Source organism: Prochlorococcus marinus str. MIT 9312 (genome assembly GCF_000012645.1).
GTDB lineage: Bacteria > Cyanobacteriota > Cyanobacteriia > PCC-6307 > Cyanobiaceae > Prochlorococcus_A > Prochlorococcus_A marinus_L.
In genome coordinates this window covers 1,417,928-1,443,478 of the sequence record NC_007577.1, presented here as the reverse complement: position 1 = coordinate 1,443,478, position 25,551 = coordinate 1,417,928, and the positions used below count along the sequence as shown (strand labels likewise).

At 33.0% G+C, this 25,551-nt stretch carries 34 protein-coding genes; 21 read left to right on the top strand and 13 right to left on the bottom strand.

The window, feature by feature from the left end:
* The first annotated feature begins 1 nt into the window (after position 1).
* The 10 genes from atpB (at position 2) to PMT9312_RS07940 (ending at position 6,861) form a co-directional block, all read left to right on the top strand.
* The gene (gene atpB / locus PMT9312_RS07985; RefSeq protein ID WP_011377091.1) at positions 2 to 727 is read left to right on the top strand and encodes a F0F1 ATP synthase subunit A; all 726 of its coding nucleotides are present in this window, start codon (positions 2 to 4) and stop codon (positions 725 to 727) included.
* Between the two features lie 165 nt (positions 728 to 892).
* Complete coding sequence (gene atpE / locus PMT9312_RS07980) at positions 893 to 1,138, top strand: ATP synthase F0 subunit C (RefSeq protein ID WP_002805169.1); 246 nt, start codon at positions 893 to 895, stop codon at positions 1,136 to 1,138.
* A 68-nt stretch (positions 1,139 to 1,206) separates the two neighbouring features.
* Complete coding sequence (locus PMT9312_RS07975; protein WP_011377090.1) at positions 1,207 to 1,668, top strand: F0F1 ATP synthase subunit B'; 462 nt, start codon at positions 1,207 to 1,209, stop codon at positions 1,666 to 1,668.
* Positions 1,665 to 2,177 (top strand): F0F1 ATP synthase subunit B, encoded by a 513-nt coding sequence (locus tag PMT9312_RS07970; RefSeq protein ID WP_011377089.1) that lies wholly within the window; start codon positions 1,665 to 1,667, stop codon positions 2,175 to 2,177. The genes PMT9312_RS07975 and PMT9312_RS07970 overlap by 4 nt, the downstream gene beginning before the upstream one ends.
* Entirely contained in the window at positions 2,177 to 2,719 is a 543-nt protein-coding gene (gene atpH / locus PMT9312_RS07965; protein WP_011377088.1) for an ATP synthase F1 subunit delta, read from the top strand. Before PMT9312_RS07970 ends, atpH begins: the two co-directional genes overlap by 1 nt.
* A 30-nt stretch (positions 2,720 to 2,749) precedes the next feature.
* Positions 2,750 to 4,267: a F0F1 ATP synthase subunit alpha gene (atpA, locus tag PMT9312_RS07960; RefSeq protein WP_011377087.1), complete on the top strand. Its 1,518-nt coding sequence runs from the start codon at positions 2,750 to 2,752 to the stop codon at positions 4,265 to 4,267.
* 19 nt (positions 4,268 to 4,286) lie between these two features.
* Positions 4,287 to 5,237 (top strand): F0F1 ATP synthase subunit gamma, encoded by a 951-nt coding sequence (locus PMT9312_RS07955; RefSeq protein WP_011377086.1) that lies wholly within the window; start codon positions 4,287 to 4,289, stop codon positions 5,235 to 5,237.
* Positions 5,238 to 5,257: 20 nt separating this feature from the next.
* Positions 5,258 to 5,584, top strand: coding sequence for a 2Fe-2S iron-sulfur cluster-binding protein (locus PMT9312_RS07950; RefSeq protein ID WP_011377085.1), 327 nt, complete (start codon positions 5,258 to 5,260; stop codon positions 5,582 to 5,584).
* Positions 5,581 to 5,772, top strand: coding sequence for a hypothetical protein (locus PMT9312_RS07945; RefSeq protein WP_011377084.1), 192 nt, complete (start codon positions 5,581 to 5,583; stop codon positions 5,770 to 5,772). The genes PMT9312_RS07950 and PMT9312_RS07945 overlap by 4 nt, the downstream gene beginning before the upstream one ends.
* Before the next feature lie 30 nt (positions 5,773 to 5,802).
* A complete protein-coding gene (locus PMT9312_RS07940) occupies positions 5,803 to 6,861 on the top strand; it encodes a DUF3326 domain-containing protein (protein WP_011377083.1) in 1,059 nt (352 codons plus the stop codon).
* Here PMT9312_RS07940 and PMT9312_RS07935 read toward each other — a convergent pair.
* Genes PMT9312_RS07935 through PMT9312_RS07920 form a run of 4 tightly spaced genes read right to left on the bottom strand, consistent with a single transcriptional unit; the run spans position 6,858 to position 11,361 of the window.
* Positions 6,858 to 8,555 (bottom strand): NAD+ synthase, encoded by a 1,698-nt coding sequence (locus PMT9312_RS07935; protein WP_011377082.1) that lies wholly within the window; start codon positions 8,553 to 8,555, stop codon positions 6,858 to 6,860. The genes PMT9312_RS07940 and PMT9312_RS07935 overlap by 4 nt on opposite strands.
* Complete coding sequence (locus PMT9312_RS07930) at positions 8,552 to 9,130, bottom strand: nicotinate-nucleotide adenylyltransferase (RefSeq protein ID WP_011377081.1); 579 nt, start codon at positions 9,128 to 9,130, stop codon at positions 8,552 to 8,554. Before PMT9312_RS07930 ends, PMT9312_RS07935 begins: the two co-directional genes overlap by 4 nt.
* Before the next feature lie 8 nt (positions 9,131 to 9,138).
* Positions 9,139 to 10,380: a DUF697 domain-containing protein gene (locus PMT9312_RS07925; RefSeq protein WP_011377080.1), complete on the bottom strand. Its 1,242-nt coding sequence runs from the start codon at positions 10,378 to 10,380 to the stop codon at positions 9,139 to 9,141.
* Between the two features lie 3 nt (positions 10,381 to 10,383).
* Positions 10,384 to 11,361 carry a CNNM domain-containing protein gene (locus PMT9312_RS07920; RefSeq protein WP_011377079.1) on the bottom strand — a complete coding sequence of 326 codons (978 nt, stop codon included), beginning with the start codon at positions 11,359 to 11,361 and terminating at the stop codon, positions 10,384 to 10,386.
* A gap of 74 nt (positions 11,362 to 11,435) precedes the next feature.
* Here PMT9312_RS07920 and PMT9312_RS07915 point away from each other — a divergent pair, with 74 nt between their 5' ends.
* The 3 genes from PMT9312_RS07915 to PMT9312_RS07910 all read left to right on the top strand — a co-directional run bounded on the left by PMT9312_RS07915 (position 11,436) and on the right by PMT9312_RS07910 (position 13,557).
* Positions 11,436 to 12,761 carry an aminopeptidase P N-terminal domain-containing protein gene (locus PMT9312_RS07915; protein WP_011377078.1) on the top strand — a complete coding sequence of 442 codons (1,326 nt, stop codon included), beginning with the start codon at positions 11,436 to 11,438 and terminating at the stop codon, positions 12,759 to 12,761.
* A gap of 55 nt (positions 12,762 to 12,816) precedes the next feature.
* A complete protein-coding gene (locus PMT9312_RS09945; RefSeq protein ID WP_011377077.1) occupies positions 12,817 to 12,975 on the top strand; it encodes a hypothetical protein in 159 nt (52 codons plus the stop codon).
* Between the two features lie 105 nt (positions 12,976 to 13,080).
* Positions 13,081 to 13,557, top strand: a complete 477-nt coding sequence (locus PMT9312_RS07910; RefSeq protein ID WP_011377076.1) for a 30S ribosomal protein PSRP-3 — start codon at positions 13,081 to 13,083, stop codon at positions 13,555 to 13,557.
* A gap of 3 nt (positions 13,558 to 13,560) precedes the next feature.
* On the opposite strand, the gene atpC is transcribed toward PMT9312_RS07910, so the two are convergent.
* The gene (atpC, locus tag PMT9312_RS07905; RefSeq protein ID WP_011377075.1) at positions 13,561 to 13,965 is read right to left on the bottom strand and encodes an ATP synthase F1 subunit epsilon; all 405 of its coding nucleotides are present in this window, start codon (positions 13,963 to 13,965) and stop codon (positions 13,561 to 13,563) included.
* A 41-nt stretch (positions 13,966 to 14,006) separates the two neighbouring features.
* On the bottom strand, positions 14,007 to 15,467 hold the full coding sequence (atpD, locus tag PMT9312_RS07900) for a F0F1 ATP synthase subunit beta (RefSeq protein WP_011377074.1): 1,461 nt from the start codon (positions 15,465 to 15,467) through the stop codon (positions 14,007 to 14,009).
* 219 nt (positions 15,468 to 15,686) lie between these two features.
* Between atpD and groES the strand changes: the two genes are divergently transcribed.
* Both groES and groL read left to right on the top strand, forming a co-directional pair.
* Entirely contained in the window at positions 15,687 to 15,998 is a 312-nt protein-coding gene (gene groES, locus PMT9312_RS07895) for a co-chaperone GroES (RefSeq protein WP_011377073.1), read from the top strand.
* Positions 15,999 to 16,049: 51 nt separating this feature from the next.
* Entirely contained in the window at positions 16,050 to 17,687 is a 1,638-nt protein-coding gene (gene groL / locus PMT9312_RS07890; protein WP_011377072.1) for a chaperonin GroEL, read from the top strand.
* Between the two features lie 72 nt (positions 17,688 to 17,759).
* On the opposite strand, the gene secG is transcribed toward groL, so the two are convergent.
* Both secG and gpmI read right to left on the bottom strand, forming a co-directional pair.
* Entirely contained in the window at positions 17,760 to 17,987 is a 228-nt protein-coding gene (secG, locus tag PMT9312_RS07885) for a preprotein translocase subunit SecG (RefSeq protein WP_011377071.1), read from the bottom strand.
* A 23-nt stretch (positions 17,988 to 18,010) separates the two neighbouring features.
* Positions 18,011 to 19,633, bottom strand: coding sequence for a 2,3-bisphosphoglycerate-independent phosphoglycerate mutase (gene gpmI / locus PMT9312_RS07880; RefSeq protein ID WP_011377070.1), 1,623 nt, complete (start codon positions 19,631 to 19,633; stop codon positions 18,011 to 18,013).
* A 136-nt stretch (positions 19,634 to 19,769) separates the two neighbouring features.
* Between gpmI and pyrR the strand changes: the two genes are divergently transcribed.
* Positions 19,770 to 20,306 carry a bifunctional pyr operon transcriptional regulator/uracil phosphoribosyltransferase PyrR gene (gene pyrR, locus PMT9312_RS07875; protein ID WP_011377069.1) on the top strand — a complete coding sequence of 179 codons (537 nt, stop codon included), beginning with the start codon at positions 19,770 to 19,772 and terminating at the stop codon, positions 20,304 to 20,306.
* Positions 20,307 to 20,313: 7 nt separating this feature from the next.
* Here pyrR and PMT9312_RS07870 read toward each other — a convergent pair whose 3' ends face one another.
* The gene (locus tag PMT9312_RS07870; RefSeq protein WP_011377068.1) at positions 20,314 to 21,882 is read right to left on the bottom strand and encodes an Hsp70 family protein; all 1,569 of its coding nucleotides are present in this window, start codon (positions 21,880 to 21,882) and stop codon (positions 20,314 to 20,316) included.
* 96 nt (positions 21,883 to 21,978) lie between these two features.
* On the opposite strand from PMT9312_RS07870, the gene PMT9312_RS07865 reads away from it, so the two are divergent.
* The 3 genes from PMT9312_RS07865 (at position 21,979) to PMT9312_RS07855 (ending at position 23,155) form a co-directional block, all read left to right on the top strand.
* Positions 21,979 to 22,215, top strand: coding sequence for a DNA-directed RNA polymerase subunit omega (locus tag PMT9312_RS07865; protein ID WP_011377067.1), 237 nt, complete (start codon positions 21,979 to 21,981; stop codon positions 22,213 to 22,215).
* A gap of 2 nt (positions 22,216 to 22,217) precedes the next feature.
* Positions 22,218 to 22,589, top strand: coding sequence for a DUF1818 family protein (locus PMT9312_RS07860; RefSeq protein ID WP_011377066.1), 372 nt, complete (start codon positions 22,218 to 22,220; stop codon positions 22,587 to 22,589).
* 314 nt (positions 22,590 to 22,903) lie between these two features.
* Positions 22,904 to 23,155: a DUF2811 domain-containing protein gene (locus PMT9312_RS07855; protein ID WP_011377065.1), complete on the top strand. Its 252-nt coding sequence runs from the start codon at positions 22,904 to 22,906 to the stop codon at positions 23,153 to 23,155.
* Between the two features lie 8 nt (positions 23,156 to 23,163).
* Here PMT9312_RS07855 and PMT9312_RS07850 read toward each other — a convergent pair whose 3' ends face one another.
* A complete protein-coding gene (locus tag PMT9312_RS07850; RefSeq protein WP_011377064.1) occupies positions 23,164 to 23,622 on the bottom strand; it encodes an EVE domain-containing protein in 459 nt (152 codons plus the stop codon).
* Positions 23,623 to 23,891: 269 nt separating this feature from the next.
* Here PMT9312_RS07850 and PMT9312_RS07845 point away from each other — a divergent pair, with 269 nt between their 5' ends.
* Together PMT9312_RS07845 and PMT9312_RS09635 are read left to right on the top strand one after the other, a co-directional pair.
* On the top strand, positions 23,892 to 24,146 hold the full coding sequence (locus PMT9312_RS07845) for a hypothetical protein (protein WP_011377063.1): 255 nt from the start codon (positions 23,892 to 23,894) through the stop codon (positions 24,144 to 24,146).
* 188 nt (positions 24,147 to 24,334) lie between these two features.
* Positions 24,335 to 24,490, top strand: coding sequence for a hypothetical protein (locus PMT9312_RS09635; RefSeq protein WP_155105306.1), 156 nt, complete (start codon positions 24,335 to 24,337; stop codon positions 24,488 to 24,490).
* Between the two features lie 37 nt (positions 24,491 to 24,527).
* Here PMT9312_RS09635 and PMT9312_RS07840 read toward each other — a convergent pair whose 3' ends face one another.
* The 3 genes from PMT9312_RS07840 to PMT9312_RS07835 form a co-directional block, all read right to left on the bottom strand.
* Positions 24,528 to 24,797 (bottom strand): TatA/E family twin arginine-targeting protein translocase, encoded by a 270-nt coding sequence (locus PMT9312_RS07840; protein ID WP_011377062.1) that lies wholly within the window; start codon positions 24,795 to 24,797, stop codon positions 24,528 to 24,530.
* 30 nt (positions 24,798 to 24,827) lie between these two features.
* Positions 24,828 to 25,037, bottom strand: coding sequence for an alkaline phosphatase PhoX (locus tag PMT9312_RS09515; RefSeq protein ID WP_225866686.1), 210 nt, complete (start codon positions 25,035 to 25,037; stop codon positions 24,828 to 24,830).
* A gap of 63 nt (positions 25,038 to 25,100) precedes the next feature.
* A complete protein-coding gene (locus tag PMT9312_RS07835) occupies positions 25,101 to 25,544 on the bottom strand; it encodes a hypothetical protein (RefSeq protein ID WP_011377060.1) in 444 nt (147 codons plus the stop codon).
* Positions 25,545 to 25,551: the final 7 nt, after the last annotated feature.

Here is a 25,551-nt window from a genome sequence, read left to right as displayed (position 1 = left end):
AATGCTTTTTAATTCCTTGCTAACAAATTTTGCAGCATTAGAAGTTGGTCAACATCTTTATTGGCAAATTGGAAATATCAGACTTCATGGGCAGGTATTTTTAACATCTTGGATTTTATTAGGAGCGTTATTAGTTTTTATTTCTTTAGGAACTAAAAAAATGGAAAATGATCCTAAAGGCCTTCAAAACTTGCTTGAGTTTCTCTGGGATTACATAAGAGATCTTGCTAGGACGCAAATAGGTGAAAAAGTTTATAGAGATTGGATGCCATTTATAGGTACTTTATTTTTATTCGTCTTTGTTAGTAATTGGGGAGGAGCTTTAATTCCTTGGAGATTGATTAAGTTACCAAGTGGAGAATTAGGAGCGCCTACTGCAGATATCAATACCACTATAGCCTTGGCTTTATTGGTTTCACTTTCTTATTTCTATGCAGGGTTAAGCAATAAGGGTTGGAGATACTTCGAATACTATGTTCACCCAACTCCGATTATGCTTCCTTTCAAAATTCTAGAGGACTTTACGAAACCTTTATCACTCTCTTTCAGGCTATTTGGAAATATTTTGGCTGATGAACTTGTTGTTGGTGTTCTAGTCTTTTTAGTTCCGCTCATTCTCCCAATACCTGTTATGTTCCTAGGATTATTTACTAGTGCAATTCAGGCATTGATTTTCGCAACTTTAGCGGCCTACTACATTGGAGAAGCTGTTGAAGAACATCATTAGCTTTCTTCTTATACATTCAGACGCTTTTACAAAGGGTCTGTAATCTGGCAAGATATCTAATTGCGTAGGTCTGAAAAATATCAGACCCATTCTTAAAAGAAAGGATGTCCAAGCGTTTATGACAACAAAGATTATCACAAGTATTAAGCTCTTTATTTCAAAATTATGGATTCGATTACTTCCGCTGCATCAGTTGTAGCTGCTGGTTTAGCAGTTGGTCTAGGTGCTATTGGCCCAGGTCTTGGACAAGGTAACGCAGCTCAAGGTGCTGTTGAGGGTATTGCCCGTCAACCAGAAGCTGAAGGTAAAATCAGAGGAACTCTTCTTTTATCTTTCGCTTTCATGGAGTCATTAACAATTTACGGATTAGTTGTGGCTTTGGTACTACTTTTTGCGAATCCTTTTTCCTAAAAGTTAATATTGCTTCTAATCCTTATTAGCAATATTTAAATTTAATTTTTTAACTTCAACTGAATCATATGTTGGCCTTTAATTTTTTTGGTGCTACAGAAGGTGGATTATTTGATATAAATGCCACTTTGCCACTAATGGCGATACAAGTAGTTGCGCTCACTTACATATTAAATTCTCTCTTTTTTAAGCCTGTTGGCAATGTTGTAGAAAAAAGAGAAAAGTTTGTAAGTAATAATATTATTGAGGCCAAAAATAAACTTTCTGAGGTTAAAAAATTAGAAGCTGAATTATTAACTCAGCTTCAAAGTGCTCGTACAGAAGCCCAAAGAATTGTTGGCGAAGCTGAGAATGAGTCTGACAAGCTCTATAAAGAAGCGCTAGAACTTGCTAACAATGAAGCAAATGCTTCAAAAGAAAAAGCAAGACTAGAAATTGAAAGTCAGACGTCTGCTGCTCGTGATCAACTTTCTAAACAGGCTGATGATCTAAGCGAACTTATTGTTAATAGATTGATTCTAGAAAAATGAATTTAACTCTTTTAGCTACAGAAGGTTTTGGATTGAACTTCAATTTATTCGAAACTAATATCCTTAATTGGGCTGTAGTGGTCTTTGGCCTATATAAATTTTTGCCTAGTTTTCTAGGGAAAATGCTCCAAAAAAGAAGAGAAGGAATTCTTCTTGAATTAAAAGATGCCGAAGATCGACTAGTTAATGCTACTAAAGCTCTAGATAAGGCAAAAAAAGACTTATCTTCAGCAGAAGAGAAGGCTAGTCAAATTAAAGCAGATTCCTTCAAAAGATCCGAATCGATCAGAATGGAAAGTGAGAAAAAAGCAATTGAAGAGATGGCACGAATTAAACAAAGCGCAATCTCTGATGAAAGCTCTGAAGCATCCAGAGCAATTTCTCAACTTCGAAAAGAGGCTGTTGAACTAGCAATTAAGAAAGCTTTAGACTCTCTCCCAAATCGACTTGATTCAACAACTCAAGAAAATTTGGTAACTCAATCAATTAATAATATTGAGGTAAACTAATGCCACTTTTAAATTCAGTTACTACACCATATGCAGAAGCATTACTTCAAGTTGTAAATGAAAATTTGCAAACTGAAGAGATGGTTTCAGAGGTTAAACAACTTCTTGAATTATTAAATGATTCCCCTGAATTGGAAAAGGCACTATCCTCGCCAATTTTAGAAACTGAAGCTAAGAAGAAAATCATTATTGAAATCTTTTCAAATAAGGTTAATTCTTCATTGCTAAATTTCTTAAAATTATTGGCTGATAGGCAAAGAATTGGAATTCTCACATCTATTCTTAATAGATTTTTAGAGATTTACCGAGAAAATAGTAATATTGCTTTAGCAACTGTTACTTCTGCAGTCGAGCTTACTGATGAACAGAAAGGTTTAATAACCCAAAAGATCGTCAATATCGCTGGAACTCAAAAATTAGAACTTGTAACTAAAATCGACCCATCGCTTATTGGTGGTTTCGTCGCAAGTGTAGGATCTAAAGTAATTGATGCTTCTCTTGCTTCACAAATTAGAAAACTTGGGTTGTCACTATCCAAGTAACTTTTAAATCAACCTTAAATTCTTAAATCCATGGTATCTATACGCCCTGATGAAATCAGTTCAATCTTAAAACAACAAATAACTGATTATGACCAATCTGTAAGTGTAAGCAATGTAGGAACTGTTCTGCAAATAGGTGATGGCATTGCAAGAATATATGGCTTAGATCAGGTCATGGCTGGTGAATTATTGGAATTTGAGGATGGTACCGAAGGTATAGCTTTAAACCTTGAAGATGATAATGTTGGAGCCGTTTTAATGGGCGAAGCACTGGGCGTTCAAGAAGGAAGTAATGTTAAATCTACAGGCAAAATAGCTTCTGTTCCTGTTGGCGAGGCAATGCAGGGAAGAGTAGTTAATCCTCTAGGTCAGCCAATAGATGGTAAGGGAGAAATTCCTACAAGTGATACAAGATTGATCGAGGAAATGGCTCCTGGAATTATCAAAAGAAGATCAGTACATGAACCAATGCAAACAGGTATAACTTCTATTGATGCAATGATTCCTGTGGGAAGAGGTCAAAGGGAACTTATAATTGGTGATAGACAAACTGGAAAATCTGCAATTGCGATTGATACAATAATCAACCAAAAAGGTCAAGATGTCGTATGCGTTTATGTTGCTATCGGTCAGAAATCAGCGTCTGTAGCAAATGTGGTTGAGGTTTTAAGAGAAAAAGGAGCCCTTGATTATACCATTGTTGTTAGTGCAGGAGCATCTGAAGCAGCAGCTTTACAATACTTGGCTCCATATACTGGTGCTGCAATAGCTGAACACTTTATGTACCAAGGCAAAGCAACACTAGTTATTTATGATGATTTAACTAAGCAAGCTCAAGCTTATAGACAAATGTCTCTCCTTTTAAGAAGACCACCAGGAAGAGAAGCTTATCCTGGAGATGTTTTTTATTGTCATAGCAGACTACTTGAAAGAGCAGCAAAATTATCTGATGATATGGGCGGTGGTTCAATGACAGCATTACCAATTATTGAAACCCAAGCTGGTGATGTTTCTGCCTATATTCCAACAAATGTTATTTCAATTACGGATGGACAAATATTCTTAAGTGCAGATTTATTCAACTCAGGATTAAGACCAGCTATTAATGTAGGTATTTCAGTTAGTAGAGTTGGAGGAGCTGCTCAAACAAAGGCAATTAAGAAAATTGCTGGAACACTTAAATTAGAATTAGCTCAATTTGATGAATTAGCTGCATTTTCTCAATTTGCTTCTGATCTTGATGAGGCTACTCAACAACAACTAGAAAGAGGGAAAAGATTAAGAGAGTTGCTAAAACAAGCACAATTCTCACCATTAAATCTCGCAGAACAAGTTGCAGTTGTGTATGCAGGTGTTAAAGGTCTTATTGACGAAGTTCCCGTGGAAGACGTAACTAAATTTGCTGCTGAACTTAGAGAATATCTTAAGTTGAATAAAGCAGAATTTATTGAGGAGATTCTTAAAGAGAAGAAATTAAATGATGGCTTAGAAGCAACACTCAAAGAGGTCATAAAAGAAGTCAAATCTTCAATGCTTGCCACAGTTTAAATTTATTTAAGGAATTATCATGGCAAATCTTAAAGAAATTAGAGATCGAATTGTTTCTGTTAAAAACACACGAAAAATAACAGAAGCAATGAGATTAGTTGCAGCTGCAAAAGTTAGGAGGGCACAAGATCAAGTTCTTAAGAGTAGACCTTTTGCAGATAAACTTGCTCGAGTTTTAGAAAATATTCAATCGAGAGTACAGTTTGAAGCTGTAGATTCTCCTCTTTTATCCAAAAGAGATGTTAAAACAATTTCTTTGGTATGCATAACTGCTGATAGAGGATTATGTGGAGGATACAATACCAACATAATCAAGAAGGTTGAGATTAGGTATGCAGAGTTGATTAAACAAGGTTATGAACCAAATTTGATCTTAGTTGGTAAAAAGGCAATAGGTTACTTTCAAAATAGGAAAGATAGATACATAATTAAAACCACATTTAAAGAGCTAGAACAGGTGCCAACTGCAAAAGATTCTGAAGGTATAACTAGTGAAGTCTTAGCTGAATTTTTATCCGAAAATGCTGATAGGGTAGAGATTATTTATACTAAATTCATCACTCTTGTAAGCTGTGCACCAGTAGTTCAAACATTGTTACCACTAGACCCTCAAGGTATTGCAGATGAAAATGATGAAATTTTTAGGTTAACAACTAAAGATAGTAAGTTACTCGTTGAAAAATCAAATATTGAAAAAAGTGATTCAGAGAAGTTGCCTTCAGATATTGTCTTTGAACAAAGTCCTGATCAACTATTAGATTCGTTATTACCCTTGTACTTACAGAATCAGGTACTCAGGGCTCTTCAAGAGTCAGCAGCTTCAGAACTAGCATGCAGGATGACTGCGATGAATAATGCTAGTGATAATGCGAAAGAATTGGCAAGCACCTTAAATCTAACCTATAATAAAGCTAGACAAGCTGCTATTACTCAAGAAATATTAGAGGTTGTAGGAGGCTCAGCTGTTTAACAGAAAAAATAATTTAGTATATGTCTGAATATAATATCAAAGTAAAATTTGGTGGAAAAACTTTTATGTTTTCATGTCCAGAAGATCAAGATATTATTTCAGCGGCAAATATGAATGGGATAGATTTACCAAATAGTTGTTGTACAGGAGTTTGTACAAGTTGCGCATCCAGGATATTGGAAGGAATTGTTGAGCAAGAAGATGCTATGGGATTAAATGATGATTTAAGAGAAAAAGGTTTTGCCCTTTTGTGTGTGGCATATCCTAAGTCAGATTTGCATGTCGTAATTGGTGATCAAGTTGAAGATGATTTATATAATGATCAATTTGGTAAGTATCAAAAATGAAATTAAGTGAAGTTGATTTTTACATGGATTGGCCAGTTTCAATAGAAGTAAAAAATTTAAGGAAATTTATTTTTGCAAATTTAGAAAATAAAGGTAAAGTAATTCGATGGTCAATTGTTGATATTCAAAATGCTATTGACTCTTATGGTGCAAAAAAACTTAAAATTAAAGCTGTCTTTGCTAATTAAAGAAGAATATAAATTGAGAAGTTTTTATTAATGGAAATTTCACCAACAATATTCATTGTTCCAACTGGTATAGGTTGCGAGATAGGAGGTTTCGCAGGCGATGCACTACCTACCGCCAAATTATTAGCATCGGCAAGTGGATGTTTAATTACTCATCCAAATGTTATGAATGGTGGGGCTCTTTCTGAAAAAGATCAAAATATTTTTTATGTTGAGGGTTATAGTTTAGACAGACTTGCTAAAGGAGAAATTGCCCTTAAAAGCGTAAAGGAACAGAAAATTGGAATTATTTTTGATTCAAGCATTGAAAATGAAATATTAGTAAGACATTTACAAGTCGCTGATGCCTGCGTTTCTACTTTAGGCATTAATGTTCATTCTTATGTGATTACAAAAAAACCTTTAGGCATAGTTATTGATTCTGATTCGTCAAGAATCAGTGGTGGCATAATTGAGAATCCTGATGCTTTAATCGATGCTGGCAAATGTTTAATAGATAAAGGAATAACGGCAATAGCAATAGTGGCAAAATTTCCAGATGATTCAGATTCTCAAGAAACTAATAGTTACAGAGAGGGGAAAGGGATCGATCCTATTTCTGGGGTGGAAGCAGTTATAAGTCATTTGATAAGTAAATTTTTAAAAGTTCCATGTGCACACGCGCCAGCTTTGAATCCAATTGAGTTGAATGAAAATTTAGATCCTCGCGCTGCTGCAGAAGAAATAGGATATACCTTTTTACCATCAGTATTGATTGGGTTAAGCAATGCGCCTGACATTGTTGAATTGCCTAATAATCATGAACTAATCACATTGCACCCTAATCAAATCGAATCTATTGTAGTTCCTAATGGGGCGCTTGGTGGAGAAGCAGTACTAGCAGGTATTGAAAAAGGTTTAAATATTATCTCGGTAAAAAATCAAAATACATTAAAAGTGAGTAATGATTTTTTTGAATATCCTAATCTTTATGAAGTGAATAATTATTTAGAAGCTGCAGGTATAATTCTTGCTATAAAAAAAGGTATCAATATTAATTCAATTAAACGGCCTTTAAAAAAAATCCAAAAATGTTCTTATAACGATTAATAAGATATTGCAATTGGAAATCTCCAATCACTTCCTAATGATTGACTGCTTAGTTTAAGGATAGGGGGAGCCTGCTTTCTTTTGAATTCCGCTTTTTTTATAAGTGAGATTATTTTTAAAATTAATTCTTTTTCATGACCATCCTCTTCAAGTTGTTTTAAATCTTTTTTCTCTTCAATAATTCCTTTAAGAATATTATCTAATGTGGAATAAGGTGGGAGAGAATCAGTATCTAATTGATCAGGACCTAATTCGGCACTTGGAGCTTTTGTACGTATATTTTCTCCAATTATATTTACATTAGTGTCTAACATGTATGATTTTCTATGATTAATTGAATCTTCACCATCAAGCCAATTGCATAATTTAAAAACATTAGTTTTATATAAATCTCCAATTACAGATAATCCTCCATTCATATCACCATAAAGTGTGCAATATCCAACAGCTAATTCCGATTTATTTCCTGTTGAAAGTAATAAATGCTTTTCTTGATTTGCTAAAGCCATCAGAAGCGTTCCTCTGATCCTTGATTGAATATTTTGATTTGTTATTTCAGCCATCTCGAAAGTTAAGGTTTTTATTAAAGATTCTTCAAAAGAGGTCATCAAATTTTCAATTGGGATACTATTGAAATTTATTTTTAATCTTATCGCTAAATCCTTCGCATCATTTTTTGAATGAGATGAGCTCCATTTAGAGGGCATTGAGACACAATAAATATTATTGCTGCCAAGAGCAGCCGTCGCAATTGCCGAAACTAGTGCCGAATCAATGCCACCACTTAATCCAATTAAAGCTGTTTTAAATCCGCATTTTTTAGCATAATCCCTAACACCAAGAACTAATGCATCAAAAATTGATGATATTTCAGAGGTTTCAAATTTATTTTTTTCAGGTTTTGTTTGCTCAATTTCCCAACTGGAGTGGTCTTCTGAGAAAGCTTTTAATTGCTTAATTTTAGATCCATTCTTATCAAGAATAAAACTATTCCCATCAAAAATTAAATTATCATTCGCGCCTATCTGGTTCACATAAATCAAGGGCACTTGAAGATATTGAGCAGCAAAACTGGAAACTTTAGATCTCAGCTCTAACTTTTTAAAGGTATATGGGGAGGCTGATAAATTCACTAAAAGATCAACTTTTTTTTTCTTTAAATCAATAATAGGATTTTTTTTGTGAATTCCTCTACCTTCTATATCTTTGTTGACCCATAAATCCTCACATATAGTAAAACCAATTCGCCAATTTTTATTTTTAATTTTTTTTATCAATATCGAAACTTTTTCTGCTGATCTAAAGTATCTTTTTTCATCAAATACTTCATAAGTGGGAAGAATAATTTTACGAGCAATTATTTTCCATGCTCCGTTCTCAATCAAAGCAATAGAATTATAAAGATTTGGGAAAAAAGAATCATTTATTCTCTCAGCTATTCCAACTGTGATGCTTAAGTTTCCATATTTTTTATTAATATCTAACGCTAATTGGTGAAGTATTTGAGATTGATTGTTGATTAAATTTTTCTTTAGAAGTAAGTCATTAGCTGGATAGCCCCATAGTGACAACTCTGGAGTGAGAACAAAATCAGCAGAAATTGAGTAGGCTTGCGAAGCAATATAAAGTATTTTTTTTGCATTGCCTTCTAAATCCCCAACTACTGGATTAATTTGAGCAAGTAAAAACTTCATTCAACTAATTTAGTGGGTTCATATAAATTATTCTTCTTAACAATATCTATTAAGGATGTTGGTAAATTAGAATAATTAAAATTTAATCTGAATTTTGAACTTGAAATGTTTGGGATTTTTATGTTTGAAATCCTAAATTTTACTTTATAAGTTTCTAACATTTTAAGAGTATTTGATTCCACAGGATATCCCTCTCTTAAAATTATAAAAAAACTTACCTCTTTTATAATTTTATCAAAATTTTTCCAGTAGAAAATATCATTAATTAAATCACTCCCAATAACAAAATCTAAATTATTAAACTCATAAATTTTTTTACATTTTTTGATAGATTCTACTGCCCATTGGCTACTTATTCTTTGATTAAATAAAATTTTAGGATTACCTAAATCTTCAATCAAAGTTTTTAATAAATGGCTACGAATTGAGATAACCTCTTTGTGATTTTTGTTGGGGTTGTTGCTTACATAACTAATGGTAAAAGAATAAATTTTAGATAATTCTTCAAGTATTTGTTTATGACCAATGGTAGGTGGATCTGCACTAGTACCAAATAATGCAATGCTTCTTTCCATTTTAGATTTTAAGGCAAAAAACTTACAAAATTATTATTTAAATTCCTATTTGATAAATAAATATTTAGGTGGTTAAAAATCTCTGGTTCTTTAAAAGTTATATTTTGAATCATAATAGAAGGTTCTATAAATGAAACTTTGCTTCTTATGAATAGTTCTTTTGCTGCTAATCTTCCAAGGTTTTTTGTAGAATGCACTGCAATTGCTGCTTGAAGAACTGCTATTGGTCCATAGGGTAATAATGATAGCCCATTAGTGAAAGGTGCAGTTAATAATATTACTTTCTTAATAAGATTGAAAGATGTATTCATACCAATTTGAGTAACTCCCAAAAATAAATTATTGATAGATATATTTTTGAATATTTTCCTTGTAGATTCACTCTTCAAATTTAAGTCATAAATTTTACTTAATTCGCTAATCAATGCAGTATCTAGTGCAAAACTACCAGCAACATCAAACAAAATAAAAGGATTAAGAGCTACCGCTGATGCCTTTATTGTTGAAAACTTACCAATAGTTGATTGAGCTAATTTCTGTCTTCTTTTTAACCTTTGTTTTTTTATCTGCAGAAACAATTTGTCAGCTAATTGAAGAGAATTTAGTGTTAATAATATCTCTCCATGTTGATTTATTATGTTTGTTATGTAATTTTTAAGATTGTTTTCATGATTCATAATAATTGGAATATTTAAATTTTTTGGAAGCTTTAATTTTATATTTTCTATTACTTCCTTTAGTTCATATTTTTTAAAAAGATCGATTTTATTTAAAATTATAATAATTTTTTTCCCATCCTTAATTAATGAGGTGATTTCGCTTAATTCATTTCTATTTATATCTCCCGAAACTATAAATAAAATAAGGTCTGAATGATGTATGCAAGAGTAAATTTTCTCTGTGAATTTAATATTGCAGAAATCAAATCCTGGCGAATCTAGCAACTCTATACTATTGAGCGTTTGATCTTTAAGTGTCCACTCTGCGTTTTGTATTTCTCTTGTGGACCCATTGATAATATCTGTTTTGAATATATCTTTTTTTAATAAAGAATTTAAAACAGAGGATTTACCTACGCCTGATTTGCCATATGCTCCAATTCTTATTTTTTTTTCTTTGAGCCTAAAAAGTTGTTGATTAAAAGAAATTATTTCTCTATTAAAAAAACTTTTTTCATAGTTGCTAAGGTCAATAGTCTCCCACCAATTTTTTAAAAGTAAATAATTTTTATTAATTTTCAATTTTTGCATAATTTATTTTTTCCACCAACCAGCTAATACAGCTAACACAGCTTCCGCACCAATAATTCCCACGAATCCCCCAAATTCATCTACTACTACTTTTACTCCTTTATGATTCTTGTCAAATCTTGTTAATAATTGATCTGCCTTAATCATTTCGGGAATATATTCGACAGGTTCGCAGATTTCTGATAATGATTTTTTATTTCCCCCATTTATTAATTCTGCTAACATGCTTTCACGTTTAACTACCCCTTGTATTTTGTCAACTTTATCTCCCAAAATAACCCACCAAGGAGAGTTGTCAGACATTATTAGTTTTGAAATTTCATCAAGATTCGAAGACCCATCAAGACAGGGTGCTGATACCCTTGGGATCATTAAATCTTTAGCTTTTAAATCATTTAATTGAAAAACCTTAAATATCATTGCTGCCTCATCAGCTTCTATGAAACCTTTCTGACTACCAATTTTTGCCATTTGCCTAATTTCTTCTTCATCAGTTGAAATTTCATTTTCTGCGGTAATAACTGGAAATATTTGCTCTATTAATATTAAGAACGGCTTCATTAAAGAATTTAATATTCTCAGGATTGGAACGGATAACAATGCTATTTGGACTGAAAATCTTGTACCAAGAGCTTTGGGTAGTACTTCTCCCACTAAGACAACTAGTATATAAAAAGCAATTGAAAAAAGGGTTAAGCCATAACTGCTATGTATTACCAATGCTCCGTATACACCTAAAATTAGACTTCCAATGATGTTAAATCCATTATTAGTAATAGTAATTACAGTTAATGTCCTTCCAAGATGTTTCCTAAGTTTAAGGAGTTGATTTGCGGAACTTTTTGGCTTTTGTCTTGAGGCTATTTCTATAATTCTAATTGAATTTACGGCTAAAAAAGCTGCTTCGACTCCCGAACAACATGCTGATCCAATTAAAATGATAATTATAAGTAAAATTAAACCGTAAACACTTGGTTCCATTAAAATAGATTAGGAAATAAATCTTTTTTAATTCATTCTTCCATTTTTTTTTAAAATACGCCAATACACATTTTATGTTTAAACCTGACAATAAAGTTTTTGAAGAAAGAAGAGAAATTTTCCTAAATAAATTAGATGGTAAAGCTGCTATTATCCCTGGAGCTAATCTTGTAAAACATCATGCCGATTGTGAATATCCTTTTAGACAAGATAGTAATTTTTGGTATTTAACTGGTTTTGATGAGCCGGATGCTATCGCTCTTTTCTTATCTCATAAGCCAGAGGGAGAGAGATTTATTTTGTTTGTTGCTCCTAAAGATGTTATTAGCGAGGTTTGGCATGGCTTTAGATGGGGTTTAGAAGGCGCTGAAAAAATATTTAAGGCCGACAAGGCTCACTCAATAAATGAACTAAGAGATTTGCTTCCAGGTTATATAAATGGTTCTGATGAACTTGTCTTTTCAATTGGTAAGCATGCATCGATTGAAAAAATAGTACTTGAGATATTTTCACAACAACTGGAAAATATCTCAAGATTGGGCATTGGTGCAAATTCTATAAAATCCCCAGAAATTTATTTAAATGAGATGAGATTAATTAAAAGTGAATTTGAAATTAAGAGAATGAAAGAGGCTATACAAATTTCCGCAGAAGCTCATGAACTAGTTAGAGAATCTATCTCATCCAAGAAAAATGAAAGACAAATTCAGGGTCTTTTAGAGGGATTCTTTTTGGAAAAAGGGGCGAGAGGTCCTGCCTATAATTCTATTGTTGCTTCAGGAGATAATGCATGTATTTTGCATTACACCTCAAATAACGCACCCTTGAATAAAGGAGATTTATTGTTGGTAGATGCTGGCTGTTCATTAACTGATTATTACAATGGAGACATAACACGAACTATTCCTATAAGCGGTAAATTTTCAAAAGAACAAAAAGTCATTTATGAAATTGTATTGAGTGCTCAGAAAACTGCAATTAAAAGTGCCACAATTGGATCAAATTCTAATACTGTGCATAATGTTGCTTTAACAATTTTAATAGAAGGCTTAAAAGAAATTGGTTTATTGTCAGGCAGTACTGAGGATATAATTGAGAATCAATCATATAAACACCTTTACATGCATAGAACTGGTCATTGGCTTGGCTTAGATGTTCATGATGTTGGAGCATATAGAATGGGAGAATATGAAGTGCCATTTCAGAATGGAATGGTTCTTACTGTAGAACCTGGTATTTATATAAGTGACAGGATCCCAGTTCCTGAAGGGCAACCCAGGATTGATGAAAAATGGAAAGGCATTGGGATAAGAATTGAAGATGATGTCTTAGTCAAAGATAAAAATCCAGAAGTTTTAAGTATTGCTGCACTTAAAGAAATTTCTGATTTAGAATTTTAAAAATTTGACTTATCTAGTTAATAGATTTATTTTTTATAAAGTTTAAAATTCAAAAATGAATAAGTCAGATTCATATGATTCGAAACTTTCTCAAGCAAGAGGTTTGGCTAGTCAGCTTGGTATGTTTGCAGAAGAAAACGATATTCCTAAAGATCTTTGGGATGCACTGGAAGCTACAATTTATGATTTTTATCATGTTTCTCATGATAGATAAAATTCTGTCTAAATATTTTCAATAATTAAAATCAAGAAATTTTGAATAAATAAATCAAAATGTGACCATAAACTGATAAATTAATTATTGAACATAAAAAAGTGAATGTCTTCATCAGATAAATTAAATCAAAACTCAACAGAAAAAACAGCAAAAAACAGTGATGATTCAAATTCTAAAAATTCTTCTCCTAATTCAGGAATGATGGGTGCTACAGCTGTAATGGCTGCGGCTACAATTGATGAAGATGGAGTACCTACTGGTTATACCCCTAAACCCGATGAAGGAAGATTCATTATTAAAGTATTATGGTTACCTGATAATGTTGCTTTGGCTGTTGATCAAATAGTAGGGGGAGGCCCAAGCCCTCTCACTGCTTATAATTTTTGGCCAAGAGATGATGCTTGGGAAAAATTAAAAAGCGAATTAGAGAATAAAGGGTGGATTACAGATAATGAGAGAGTTGAAATATTGAATAAAGCGACAGAAGTAATTAATTATTGGCAAGAAGAGGGTAAAACTAAAAAATTAGAAGAAGCCAAGCTAAAGTTTCCTGAAGTAACTTTTTGTGGAACTGCATAAAAATTAGTTTTTTGCAGCTTGTATTCTAGCCTCAGCCTTTGAAATCTCCTGAAGGGCTTTGATTTTCTCTGAATTTTTTTCATTTTCAGGAAATTTAGTCATTACTAATTTTGCTTCTTTGAGATCTTGTTCAGCATTTTGAACATCAATATCAGATCCAATTTCTGCGTTGTTTACTAAAACTATTACTTCATCTGATTCAATTTCAGCGAAGCCACCCATTAAAGCTATTGATTGCCACTGGGAATTCATTCTTAGCCTTAAAACGCCAATATCAATAGCTGTAACTAAAGAAATATGTCCAGGAAGTACACCCAGTTGCCCAGTAGTACTAGGAAGAATTACTTCTTCAGCTTCGCCTTGATAAACATTTTTGTTAGGAGCTAAAACTTTGAGAGAAATTGGCATTAATTTAAAATTATTGAAGGTTAAAAAAATATTTTAGGTATTTATTTTTCTGACTTTAGTTTTTCAGCCTTTGCTTTGACTTCATCAATGTTACCAACCAAGTAAAATGCCTGTTCTGGTAAATCATCTAATTCGCCTGACAAAATCATGTTGAAACCAGCTATGGTTTCTTCTAATTTGACGTATTTACCTGACATCCCAGTAAATATTTCTGCTACGAAGAAAGGTTGGGAAAGGAATTTTTCAATTTTTCTAGCCCTGTCAACTGTTAATCTATCCTCTTCAGAAAGCTCATCCAAACCAAGAATTGCAATAATGTCTTGTAATTCTTTATATCTTTGCAAAGTTGATTGAACCGCTCTGGCTGTTTTGTAATGCTCATCGCCAACAACTGATGGTTGAAGCATAGTACTTGTTGAGTCTAATGGGTCAACTGCGGGATAAATTCCCTTAGCTGCAAGAGCTCTTGCAAGCACAGTAGTAGCGTCTAAATGTGCAAAGGTTGTTGCTGGAGCAGGATCAGTTAGATCATCTGCAGGTACATAAACAGCCTGAATAGATGTTATTGAGCCTTCTAATGTAGATGTAATCCTCTCTTGCAATTCACCAACATCAGTCCCAAGAGTTGGTTGGTACCCAACAGCTGAAGGCATTCTTCCAAGTAAAGCCGATACTTCAGAACCAGCTTGAACAAATCTAAAAATGTTATCAACAAAAAGTAGAACGTCTTGTTTATTTACATCTCTAAAATGTTCGGCCATTGTAAGTGCTGATAAGCCTACTCTCATTCTTGCACCAGGTGGCTCATTCATCTGTCCAAAACATAAGGCAACTTTTGATTGAGTTAAATCATCAGCATTGATAACCCCTGATTCTTTAAATTCTTCATATAAATCGTTCCCTTCTCTGGTTCTTTCTCCTACGCCGCCAAAAACAGAAACTCCACCATGTTCCTTTGCAATGTTATTTATTAACTCTTGAATAAGAACAGTCTTCCCAACACCAGCGCCTCCAAATAATCCGACTTTTCCTCCTTGTCTGTAAGGAGCTAAAAGGTCGATAACTTTAATTCCGGTTTCAAACACTTTTGGCTTAGTTTCTAGGTCAGTTAACTTTGGAGCAGCTCTATGAATTGGCGCAGTATCTTTAGTTTTTACTGGACCTTGTTCATCTACTGGTTCTCCTAAAACATTAAATATTCTTCCTAAGGTTGCTTCTCCTACCGGTACAGATATTGGGGCACCTGTGTCGACTGCCTCCATACCCCTTACAAGGCCGTCTGTGCCACTCATTGCCACTGCCCTGACTCTATGATCACCAAGGAGCTGTTGGACCTCAGCAGTGAGCGCTATTTCTTGTCCAGCAGGATTTTTTGCTTCAATTCTTAAAGCATTTAATATTTTGGGCAATTTACCAGCTGGAAATTCTACATCTAGAACTGGGCCAATTACCTGACGTACTACGCCTTTAGTTTGTGAAGAAGTTGATGGAGTTGCTACCATTTTTTATTGATTGGTGATGATTAGCTGATTTTAAACAGCTCATAATCCGAAAATACTACCACTTAATGGGTAGATTCGTTAAATGGGTTCGGCCACCCGCACAGTTTAACTATGGTTTAATTGCCGCTTCTCAGATTATGTTGTTGAAGATACGGATCGAGTGCTGCTCTTTCCATTTTTATGACGCAAAGCGTCTCAATCATGATCCTCCATTAATCTATGGCAGCTGTTTCACTTACAGTCTCTACAGTAAAACCACTGGGAGATAGAATATTTATTAAAGTTTCCGCATCTGAGGAAAAAACTGCTGGGGGCATTCTTTTGCCTGATTCAGCTAAAGAAAAACCACAGGTAGGAGAAGTTGCTCAGGTGGGCCCTGGCAAACTTAATGACGATGGTTCTCGACAAACTCCAGAAGTGAGTATTGGCGATAAAGTCTTATACAGCAAATATGCTGGAACAGACATTAAATTGGGAGGAGATGAATATGTCTTGCTCTCGGAAAAGGATATTTTAGCTGTAGTAGGCTAAAATATTTGTTTCAAAAATTATTAAAACTTATTACTAAATTGCTGCCTAAACATGGCTAAAAGAATTATTTACAATGAGCAAGCTCGTAGAGCGCTCGAGAGAGGAATCGATATCCTTGCTGAGTCTGTTGCTGTAACGCTTGGACCAAAAGGAAGAAATGTTGTCTTAGAAAAAAAATTTGGTGCTCCACAAATTATTAATGATGGTGTCACAATCGCTAAGGAGATTGAATTAGAGGACCACATTGAAAACACAGGGGTTGCTTTAATCAGACAAGCAGCTTCAAAAACTAATGATGCAGCTGGAGATGGTACTACTACAGCTACCGTTTTGGCACATGCAATGGTTAAAGCAGGGTTGAGAAACGTTGCGGCAGGAGCTAATGCAATCACCTTGAAAAAAGGTATTGATAAAGCGACTGAATTTCTAGTTGGTAAAATTCAAGAGAATTCCAAGCCTATAAGTGATAGTAACGCTATAGCTCAATGTGGAACTATTGCTGCTGGAAACGACGACGAAGTAGGTCAAATGATAGCCAATGCTATGGATAAAGTTGGAAAAGAAGGTGTTATTTCCTTAGAAGAAGGAAAATCAATGACTACTGAATTAGAAGTTACTGAGGGGATGCGTTTTGATAAAGGCTACATTTCACCATATTTCGCAACAGACACTGAGAGAATGGAGGCTGTTTTAGATGAACCTTATATCCTTCTGACTGATAAAAAAATTGCCTTAGTTCAAGATTTAGTTCCTGTTTTGGAACAAATAGCTAAAACAGGTAAACCACTAGTCATTATTGCAGAAGATATTGAAAAAGAGGCTTTAGCAACTCTTGTTGTTAATAGATTACGAGGTGTGTTAAATGTTGCTGCAGTAAAAGCGCCTGGATTTGGTGATAGAAGAAAAGCCATGCTTGAAGATATGGCAGTTTTAACTAATGGACAACTTATTACTGAAGATGCAGGCTTGAAATTAGAGAATGCTACCTTAGATATGCTTGGAACTGGTAGAAGAATAACTATCAATAAAGAAACTACAACTATTGTAGCTGAAGGTAATGAGCAAGCAGTTAAAGCTAGATGTGATCAAATTAAGAAGCAAATGGATGAAACCGATTCTTCGTACGATAAAGAAAAGCTTCAAGAACGTCTAGCCAAGTTAGCTGGAGGAGTTGCAGTAATTAAGGTTGGGGCTGCTACTGAAACTGAGATGAAGGATAAAAAGCTTCGTCTTGAGGATGCTATTAACGCAACAAAAGCAGCTGTTGAAGAAGGAATTGTACCTGGAGGCGGAACAACTCTCGCTCATTTATCTCCTATTTTAAAAGAATGGGCTGATAAAAATTTAGAAGGAGAGGAATTAATTGGAGCTAACATTGTTGAAGCTTCATTGACGGCTCCTCTTATGAGAATTGCAGAAAATGCTGGTTCTAATGGTGCTGTGATTGCTGAAAATGTAAAATCTAAGCCATTTAATGATGGATTTAACGCTGCTACTGGGGAATACGTTGATATGTCCTCCGCTGGTATTGTTGATCCTGCAAAAGTTACACGTTCAGGATTACAAAATGCAGCTTCAATTGCAGGAATGGTTTTAACCACTGAATGTATAGTTGCAGATTTACCTGAGAAAAAAGATGCAGCTACTCCTGGAGGCGCTCCAGGTATGGGTGGTGACTTTGATTATTAACTAAATATTAGTTAATAAATTAACTTTTTAAAGAGAGATCATTTTGAATGATCTCTCTTTTTTATTCAATTATTATGAAATCCAACCAGCGCTAAGAATAATTGCCAGTGACAAAAATATAACTAAAAACGTCCACGTTATTTTGTTAAGAGAGGCTTCTGCACTACTTGCGCTATTGAACATGGAGCTTCCACTGGCAGCTATTCCTCCCATTCCATCACCTTTGGGACTATGAAGTAAAACTAAGAGAATGAGAAGTACTCCAGAAAATACCCATATCCAACTTAAAACTTGAATCATTGCTTGAAAATCTCTTATTAACTTTAAACGTGTTGTACGACTTTATTATAACCTTTTAATTCAATTTCTTTAATTAGGGATTTTCCTGTCATCTCTTTTGGAATTGGTAGATTTAATAATTGCAATAGAGTTGGTGCAATATCTGCTAAACCAGCATTATCCCTTAAATAAATCTCATTTCCCATATTCGGGATTTTTCTTTTTTCACCCTCAATAAAAATTAAGGGAACTTTGTTTATCGTGTGAGCCGTCCATGGTTCTCCTGCTGGACCTTTCATTACCTCTGCATTACCATGATCAGCAGTAATCAGAATGCTTCCACCCATTTCTCCAGTAGCATTAACTATCTGACCTATACATTTATCGACTGTTTCTATAGCTTTTATTGTTGCATTCATGTTGCCTGTATGACCCACCATATCAGGATTAGCAAAATTGATTACGACAAAAGCATAGTCACCACTCTTTATAGCTTTAGAGCAACTAATAGTTAATTCTTCTGCAGACATTTCGGGTTCCATATCATAGGTTGCAACTCTTGGAGATGGAATTAAATGCCTTTCTTCACCTGGTAAAGGAATTTCTACTCCTCCATTAAAGAAATATGTTACATGAGGATATTTTTCTGTTTCTGCTGTTCTGTATTGCTTGAGGCCATTTTCTGAAACTATTTGGCCGATAAAATTATTAAGAGACTCAGGAGGAAACGCTACTTTAACTGAAAAATTTTGGTCATATTGAGTAAAAGTAACTAAATCTAAATTTGGAACGACTTTTCTTTTAAAGTCTGAGAATTTCTTTTCTGAAAGGGATTTGATGATTTGTCTTGCTCTGTCTGGACGAAAATTAAAGCAAATTAAACTATCTCCATCTTTAAGATAGTTTTCAGATATTCGTATGGGCTCAATAAATTCATCAGTTATATTTTTGTCATAACTTTGTTTTATGTAATCCTGAGGAGAGATATTGCTCACTTTAATATCTGGATCAGTCAAATTAGCATATGCTTTTTCTGTTCTATCCCATAAAAGATTTCTATCCATTATCCAGTATCTTCCGCATATAGAGGCTATTTCCCCTGTATCGAATTTTTTTATGCATGACTCTATTTGGTTTAGATATTTAGATGCACTTTTTGCCGGAGTATCTCTTCCATCAGTAATAATATGAATTGCTACTTTTTTGATGCCATTATCAGATGCCCATTTTATTAAACCCAATAAATGATCAATATGACTATGTACGCCTCCATCAGAACATAATCCCGTAATATGCAAAGTAGATTTATTTCTCTTTAATGAATCAGCCATCTCCTTTAACTCATTGACTATGCATAACTGATTATTTTTTACAACATTTGAAATCCTTACAAGTTCTTGTTGGATTATTCTTCCCGAACCAATAGTAAGGTGCCCCACCTCTGAGTTGCCCATTTGACCATCTGGAAGGCCTACCTCAGAACCACTAGCGCTTATAAGAGTGTGAGGGTATGCATGCCATAATGAATCCATGATTGGTGTTTTAGCACTTTTTATGGCATTGTCGGATATTGCTTCTCGATACCCCCATCCATCTAGTATTGCAAGAACTACAGGACTCTGAGGCTTACTTAATTTATTTATACTTTTGCTCCTAATCTTTGACATATTTAGATCAAGTCTAATTTAAGTGATCTAATCTTCAATCTAGCTTTAAACCTTACTCTTTAACAATTTATATTTAACATAGTTAGCTTTTGCTAATTTATAAAAATATTGAACGAATTTTATTTATTGATAAATCATGTCCAATAAAACAAAAAGGGTCGTAATACTTACTGAAGTTGAGCTTAGAAAAACCCTTTCACGTTTAACTTCCGAAATTATTGAAAAAGTAAAAAACCTAGATAACCTAATTTTGGTAGGTATTCCTACTAGAGGAATTGATATAGCAGAAGTTCTAGAAAAAGAATTATTCTGTAAAACAGGTCTAAAAATAAGAAAAGGAACAATTGATCCAACCTTTTATAGAGATGATCAAAATAGAGTTGGAACTAGGCTAATAAAAGCAACTGATATTCCAACCCCAATTGAGAAACAAGAAATTCTCTTGATAGATGACGTTATTTTTACAGGGAGAACAATTAGAGCTGCAATTGATGCTCTTTATTCATGGGGAAGACCTCAAAGAGTGATGTTATTAGTCATGGTAGATAGAGGTCATAGGGAATTACCTATTCAACCGGATTTTTGCGGTAAAAGAGTTCCAACTAGTAAAAATGAAAGTATTAGTTTACGTCTTAATAATGTTGATAATGAAGAAGGAGTTTTTCTTGAATAGCTATAAGTTAGTAGATATTTCCTAAATTATATTCCCCTAAAAATTCATCTTGAATATCAAAACACTTAACTAGCAAATCAGCTTTTTTGTTGATTTTGAAGAAAAGTATTAAGTTATCTTCTCCAATATTAGAACTATTTTTTAGTAAGATTTTGAGTGGTTTTTTGTCCCATCTAATAATTTCTTCTTCACTTTGAATCTCGGATAATTTTGGTAATCCATTTTCAAAAATCACATCATACTCCCTGTCTTTTTTTGTTTCTCCAATAATTATTTCAAATATTTTCTGATTAATTTTACTGGCTTGAAGAATTAATTTAAATGGGTTTTCAGTAGGCCATGTTTGGCCTTTGCAAAAAATTGGATGCCAGAAGTGTGTTTGTTCTCTTTTATTTAATAACCTTATTGATAATCCTTTGTTTAAGATATCTTTAATTTTTACTCCTGGAGTCATTGCTAAAGCTCCTAATGCTATTGATTCAATTGGAGGTGGCGACTTTATATGAATTTTTGGAATCTTTTTTGCTATCCATTCTTTAATTAATGGTATTTGAGTACCCCCTCCAACCAAAATGATTGCACTTAAATCATCTACTGTGCAATATTTGCCTCTTGCTTCATTTAATAAATCTTTAAGTAAGGAGTTAAGGTGATTAAGAAGATTATTCTCAATAATAATTTTCTCAAAGGTTTCTCTACTTAGGAAAAATTCTTTTTCTTGATGTCCTTCAGTTAAAAGTTTTGTTGGATATTTATTGTCATCTTTAATTGCAGATGAACTTAGTTTACATTTAATTACTTCTGCCTTTAAAAGATTAATTGGATATTTATTATCAGGTATAAAAAAATCAACAATCCATTGATCAATATCTTTACCACCAATTTTCGAGCCACTTTTACTAATGATTTCAGCACATCTTACTTTTTGTTTTGAAATTGAACTTACATTATTTCCTTTAAATTTTAATAATTCAGCTATAGGATCAGATTTACCTTCTCCCCCTTCTATTTTGACTATATTCATATCTATTGTGCTTCCTCCAATATCTAGTGTCATAATTTTCGAGCCAAATGGTACATTTATCCCTAAACTTGCGGCAGTAGGTTCATCAACTAGCGCTATTTCATCTACAGATATTTCCTCACAAAGGTTAACTAACCATTCTCTGTAACCCTTGTATGTGTCAATAGGAGCAGTTAAAACAAGTCTCTTAATTTTATATTTTTGAGGAATGTTTGCCCACAAAAATTTAAAAAATTTTTCGCCACATTCAGTAGGGCTTAAAATATTTTTCTGATTAATTTTTTCAACAGGATTTCCAATTAATCTTTTAAAATTCGAATGAAAAAATAATTCTGAATTAGAGCTATTTATCATCTTTAAAGCACTGTCACCAATTTTCAAAATTTCTGAAGGTTTCTCGAACCAAACTGCTGTAGGGATAACTCCAGGAGATGATGTAATATTCGGGATTTCAACTAATATAGTGTTTATATCTTTTTCATCTTGAAAAGCGACTACGGTATTAGTATTTCCTAGATCAATAGCAAGAGTTCCAGATAAATTTTCTTCCATATGAATTTTTTGAATCAATTAAGTTCTTTTTGTAATTTATATTTTGAATCGTTCCAATAAACTGTAAGATACATAATATATTAAAAAAAATTTTTAATGAACGTATCCAATAATGCTGGAATTGATTCTAATGATCTTGCCAAAAGAGGTGAGAGCTTAATTAGAAAATCAACTAATAGATACTTAACTACAGTGAGAATTGCTTTCAGAGCTAAACAAAGACGTTTTGATGATTTTGATGGGTTGCTAGAAGAGTCAACTATTAAACCTGTTCAAAGGTCAATTATTGAACTAAGCGATGAACAAGACCAACCAGATTTACTTCCTGGTTAGCTTTGATAAAAGAGCAAAAAAGATGGAGATTATATAGAGATTTTACAAAAGGCAAATTCTGCTTTTTAATTGGTGTGGATAATTGGTCAATTGAGTTACAGAAAAGTGAATTTTATTCACTTTATATTTTACTTCTAAGAATTAATGAACAACTATTAGGCATCAAGAATGAATTAATGGATGAGGAGTCTATCACCTTAGAATTAGAACAACTGCCTTGGTATATTGAGTTAAAAGGGAACAAGAATGAATGGAGTTTAAGGTTTGTTTTTGAAAGTCAAAACCAAACTAGATCTTTCGAAATGTATTGGCCGATACCAATAGCACAAAATTTATTTTATGAAATAAAAAAAATGTGGGAATCAATGGATTAAAAGATAAATAAAATTGGAAATTTTAGAAAATATTTCCCCGTGTCTAAAAAAAGAATTCACAACTTTTCCACAACTATTTTTTCAAAAATATTTAATCATCTGAAGTGTGTGGAAAACTTTTGATTGTATATAATTCTTCATATTAAAGTAGGATTTTTAAAAAAAAAAATAATTTCTATGATCCCCCCTTTTATGACTGAATTCTCATTATTCTATTAACTGAGACTGCTTCCAATTAATACTTGTTGACGATTTTGTGATTTTAAAGAAAACTGGATCTTGAAGATTTAAATTCAACAAAATTTTTTTTGAAAATGCAAAAGTTAAATTACAATGTAAATCCAATAATTTCAAATCAGGACGATGAAGTAATTAGTTTCAAATGTGAACTTCAAGAACATCTCCAAAAGGCTATGAAAGAATTTGTTGAGGAACATCCTAACTGGGATCAATACAGGATTCTACAAGCTGCTATTGCAGGATTTTTGATTCAAAAAGGATTTCAAAATAGAAATCTAACAAGACTTTATATTGGAAATATGTTTTCGATGAACTTTAAGAACTGAAAATTTAATTATATTTTTTCTAGTAGTGATTTTGCTATATCATTTCGGATAGGTAATATAGATAACCTATTACCTTTTTTAACAACTAATAACTCATCTTCACTAAATAAAGCCTTTAATTCAGGCAAACTTAGCATCTTATTTGACTTAGATATATATTTTACTTTTACACAATCCCATCTAGGATTATTAGGCTTTGATTTTGGGTCAAAATACTTTGAAGCTTTATCAAATTGCGTAGGATCAACAATTTTTAGACTTATCACCTCCATAAGTCCAACAATACCTGGGGGTTTGCAGTTTGAATGATAGAAAAATACTTTATCTCCTATGTTCATATTTCTCATGAAATTCCGAGCTTGATAATTTCTTATGCCGTCCCATAAAGTTATCCCGTCATTTTTTAAATTATCTATGCTGTACGCATCAGGCTCACTCTTCATTAGCCAGTAATTAATTTCAGTCATATCAATTAGTTATAAGAAAATTACAATGTGTGAACGGTGTGTGAACAGAATGCTGAAAATGCTCAATTCTAGGTTCATTATCCATCAAATTTCCTTTTTAGGAAAGTGATAATGGGTAAGGGGGGTTAAAACAGTTTTGATCAATTAAAGTTGTTTAAAAAAAATTTATTGCCAACTTAAATCTCTCTTAAACAGTGGAAATTAAAATTCAGGAATCTGCATTACTTTAACGCTTTAAGGTTTGGAGATATAAAAAACAAAATTTAATAATGAAATTAGAAAATTTTCCTCCACGCAATCGTGATGCTCAAACAAAAGAGATTGGAAATTTAAAAAATATCCAGAAAGAAAGATTCAAAAGTAAAGATAAATCTATTTTGGATGATTCGGAATTTATTGAAAATTACAATAACGCACTTAAATCACCCCAATCAAGAAGATTGTATAAAAATCTAGAAAATAATGATCAGCTAAATACGGTTAAAGTACAAGATATTTTGTCTTTAGATAAAATTTCTTTTTAGGGATTACTTGCTAAACAATTATGAGTGAAATTGTTTTAAACAAATTTATTTTTTAATTAATTTTTCCTTAATCTTGGCATCTTAACTTTTAAAAGTCTTCTTTATTTTCACGCCTTAAATATTGAAGACAAACCATTTAAAGCAATAAATGATTTTAAAAATTCACTTTTATAAATCAGATTTTATTTATGCATCCAAGTAAAGTAATCAAAGATCCAAAAATCAATGACACTTATTACGATCCAGATCTAGATAAGCTTTATCAATATGTCAAACTTGGCGACTATCCGCCTGAATGGGTCGAAACAAGTATTGAGGAAAATGATGAAAACTATTTTGTTTAGATGGCTAATGTATCTTAAAAAAACGATTTAATTGACTTTAATCGTCATCATCTTCATCCTCATCAATATTGGCAGTTATTAAACTATTGTCTGAAAAAACTTCAGAACCATCATTTATTACTTCTTCGTCAGTTTCTTTAACTGCCTTCTCAATTTCTTTTTGAAACTCTCCTGAAGCTTGTTGCAAGCTTTTCAATGTTTTTCCAATTGAACGTCCTAGTTCTGGTAGCTTTTTAGGTCCAAATATTAAAAGAGCTAAAACAAAAATTACAGCAATTTCTGGAATTCCAACACCAAATATATTCATGTTATCAGCCTAATTTTTTTGTTTTATACATTATCCAATTGCTCTTCCATTATTTCTTGTGATGGCAATAACTGTAGACCTTGGAACGCTATTACCTCCATCAGGGAAATGACAACTATCTGGATTTTTTTCTCCAGGATGTTGTACACCTACAAACATTGTCTTCTTATCAGAACTCCAAGTTATGCCAGTAATTTCACATTCCTTAGGACCAACAAGAAATCTACTATTATTGAATATTGATTTAAAAGATATATCCTCTAACTCTCCTCCTTTCTAAAAAGAGGTTTTAAAGCCTCTTTTTTATTTATTTAAACCATGTGTTGCGCATGGCATCCATAAATCACCCATTTTATGAATCCCCTTGCATCCAAGTTTTTTCGCTTCTTCAATAGCTTTGGCTTTTGTGGGATATGCATAAATATTCATTGAATCTGAAGAATTATTTTGTTTAGTGCTTTGTTCAATGTTAGGTCCTATAGGAGTCCAAACTTTTAATCCCATCGTTGTAATTCCAGCAGAGAAAACACCCATTCCAACTATGGAGGCATTTATTACTCCCATTGCAACTACGCCAAAAGAGACTACTCCCATTGGCACAATTCCTATGGTGACAATACCCATGGGGACTATTCCAATTGATATGTATCCAAGCGGAGCTATTCCAATTGCAATTTTCTTTGGCTTACTACCGCAATGTGCGGGACCATCAGTTTTATTCTGATTAGTATTTTCTGAATCCTTCATTTAAGAA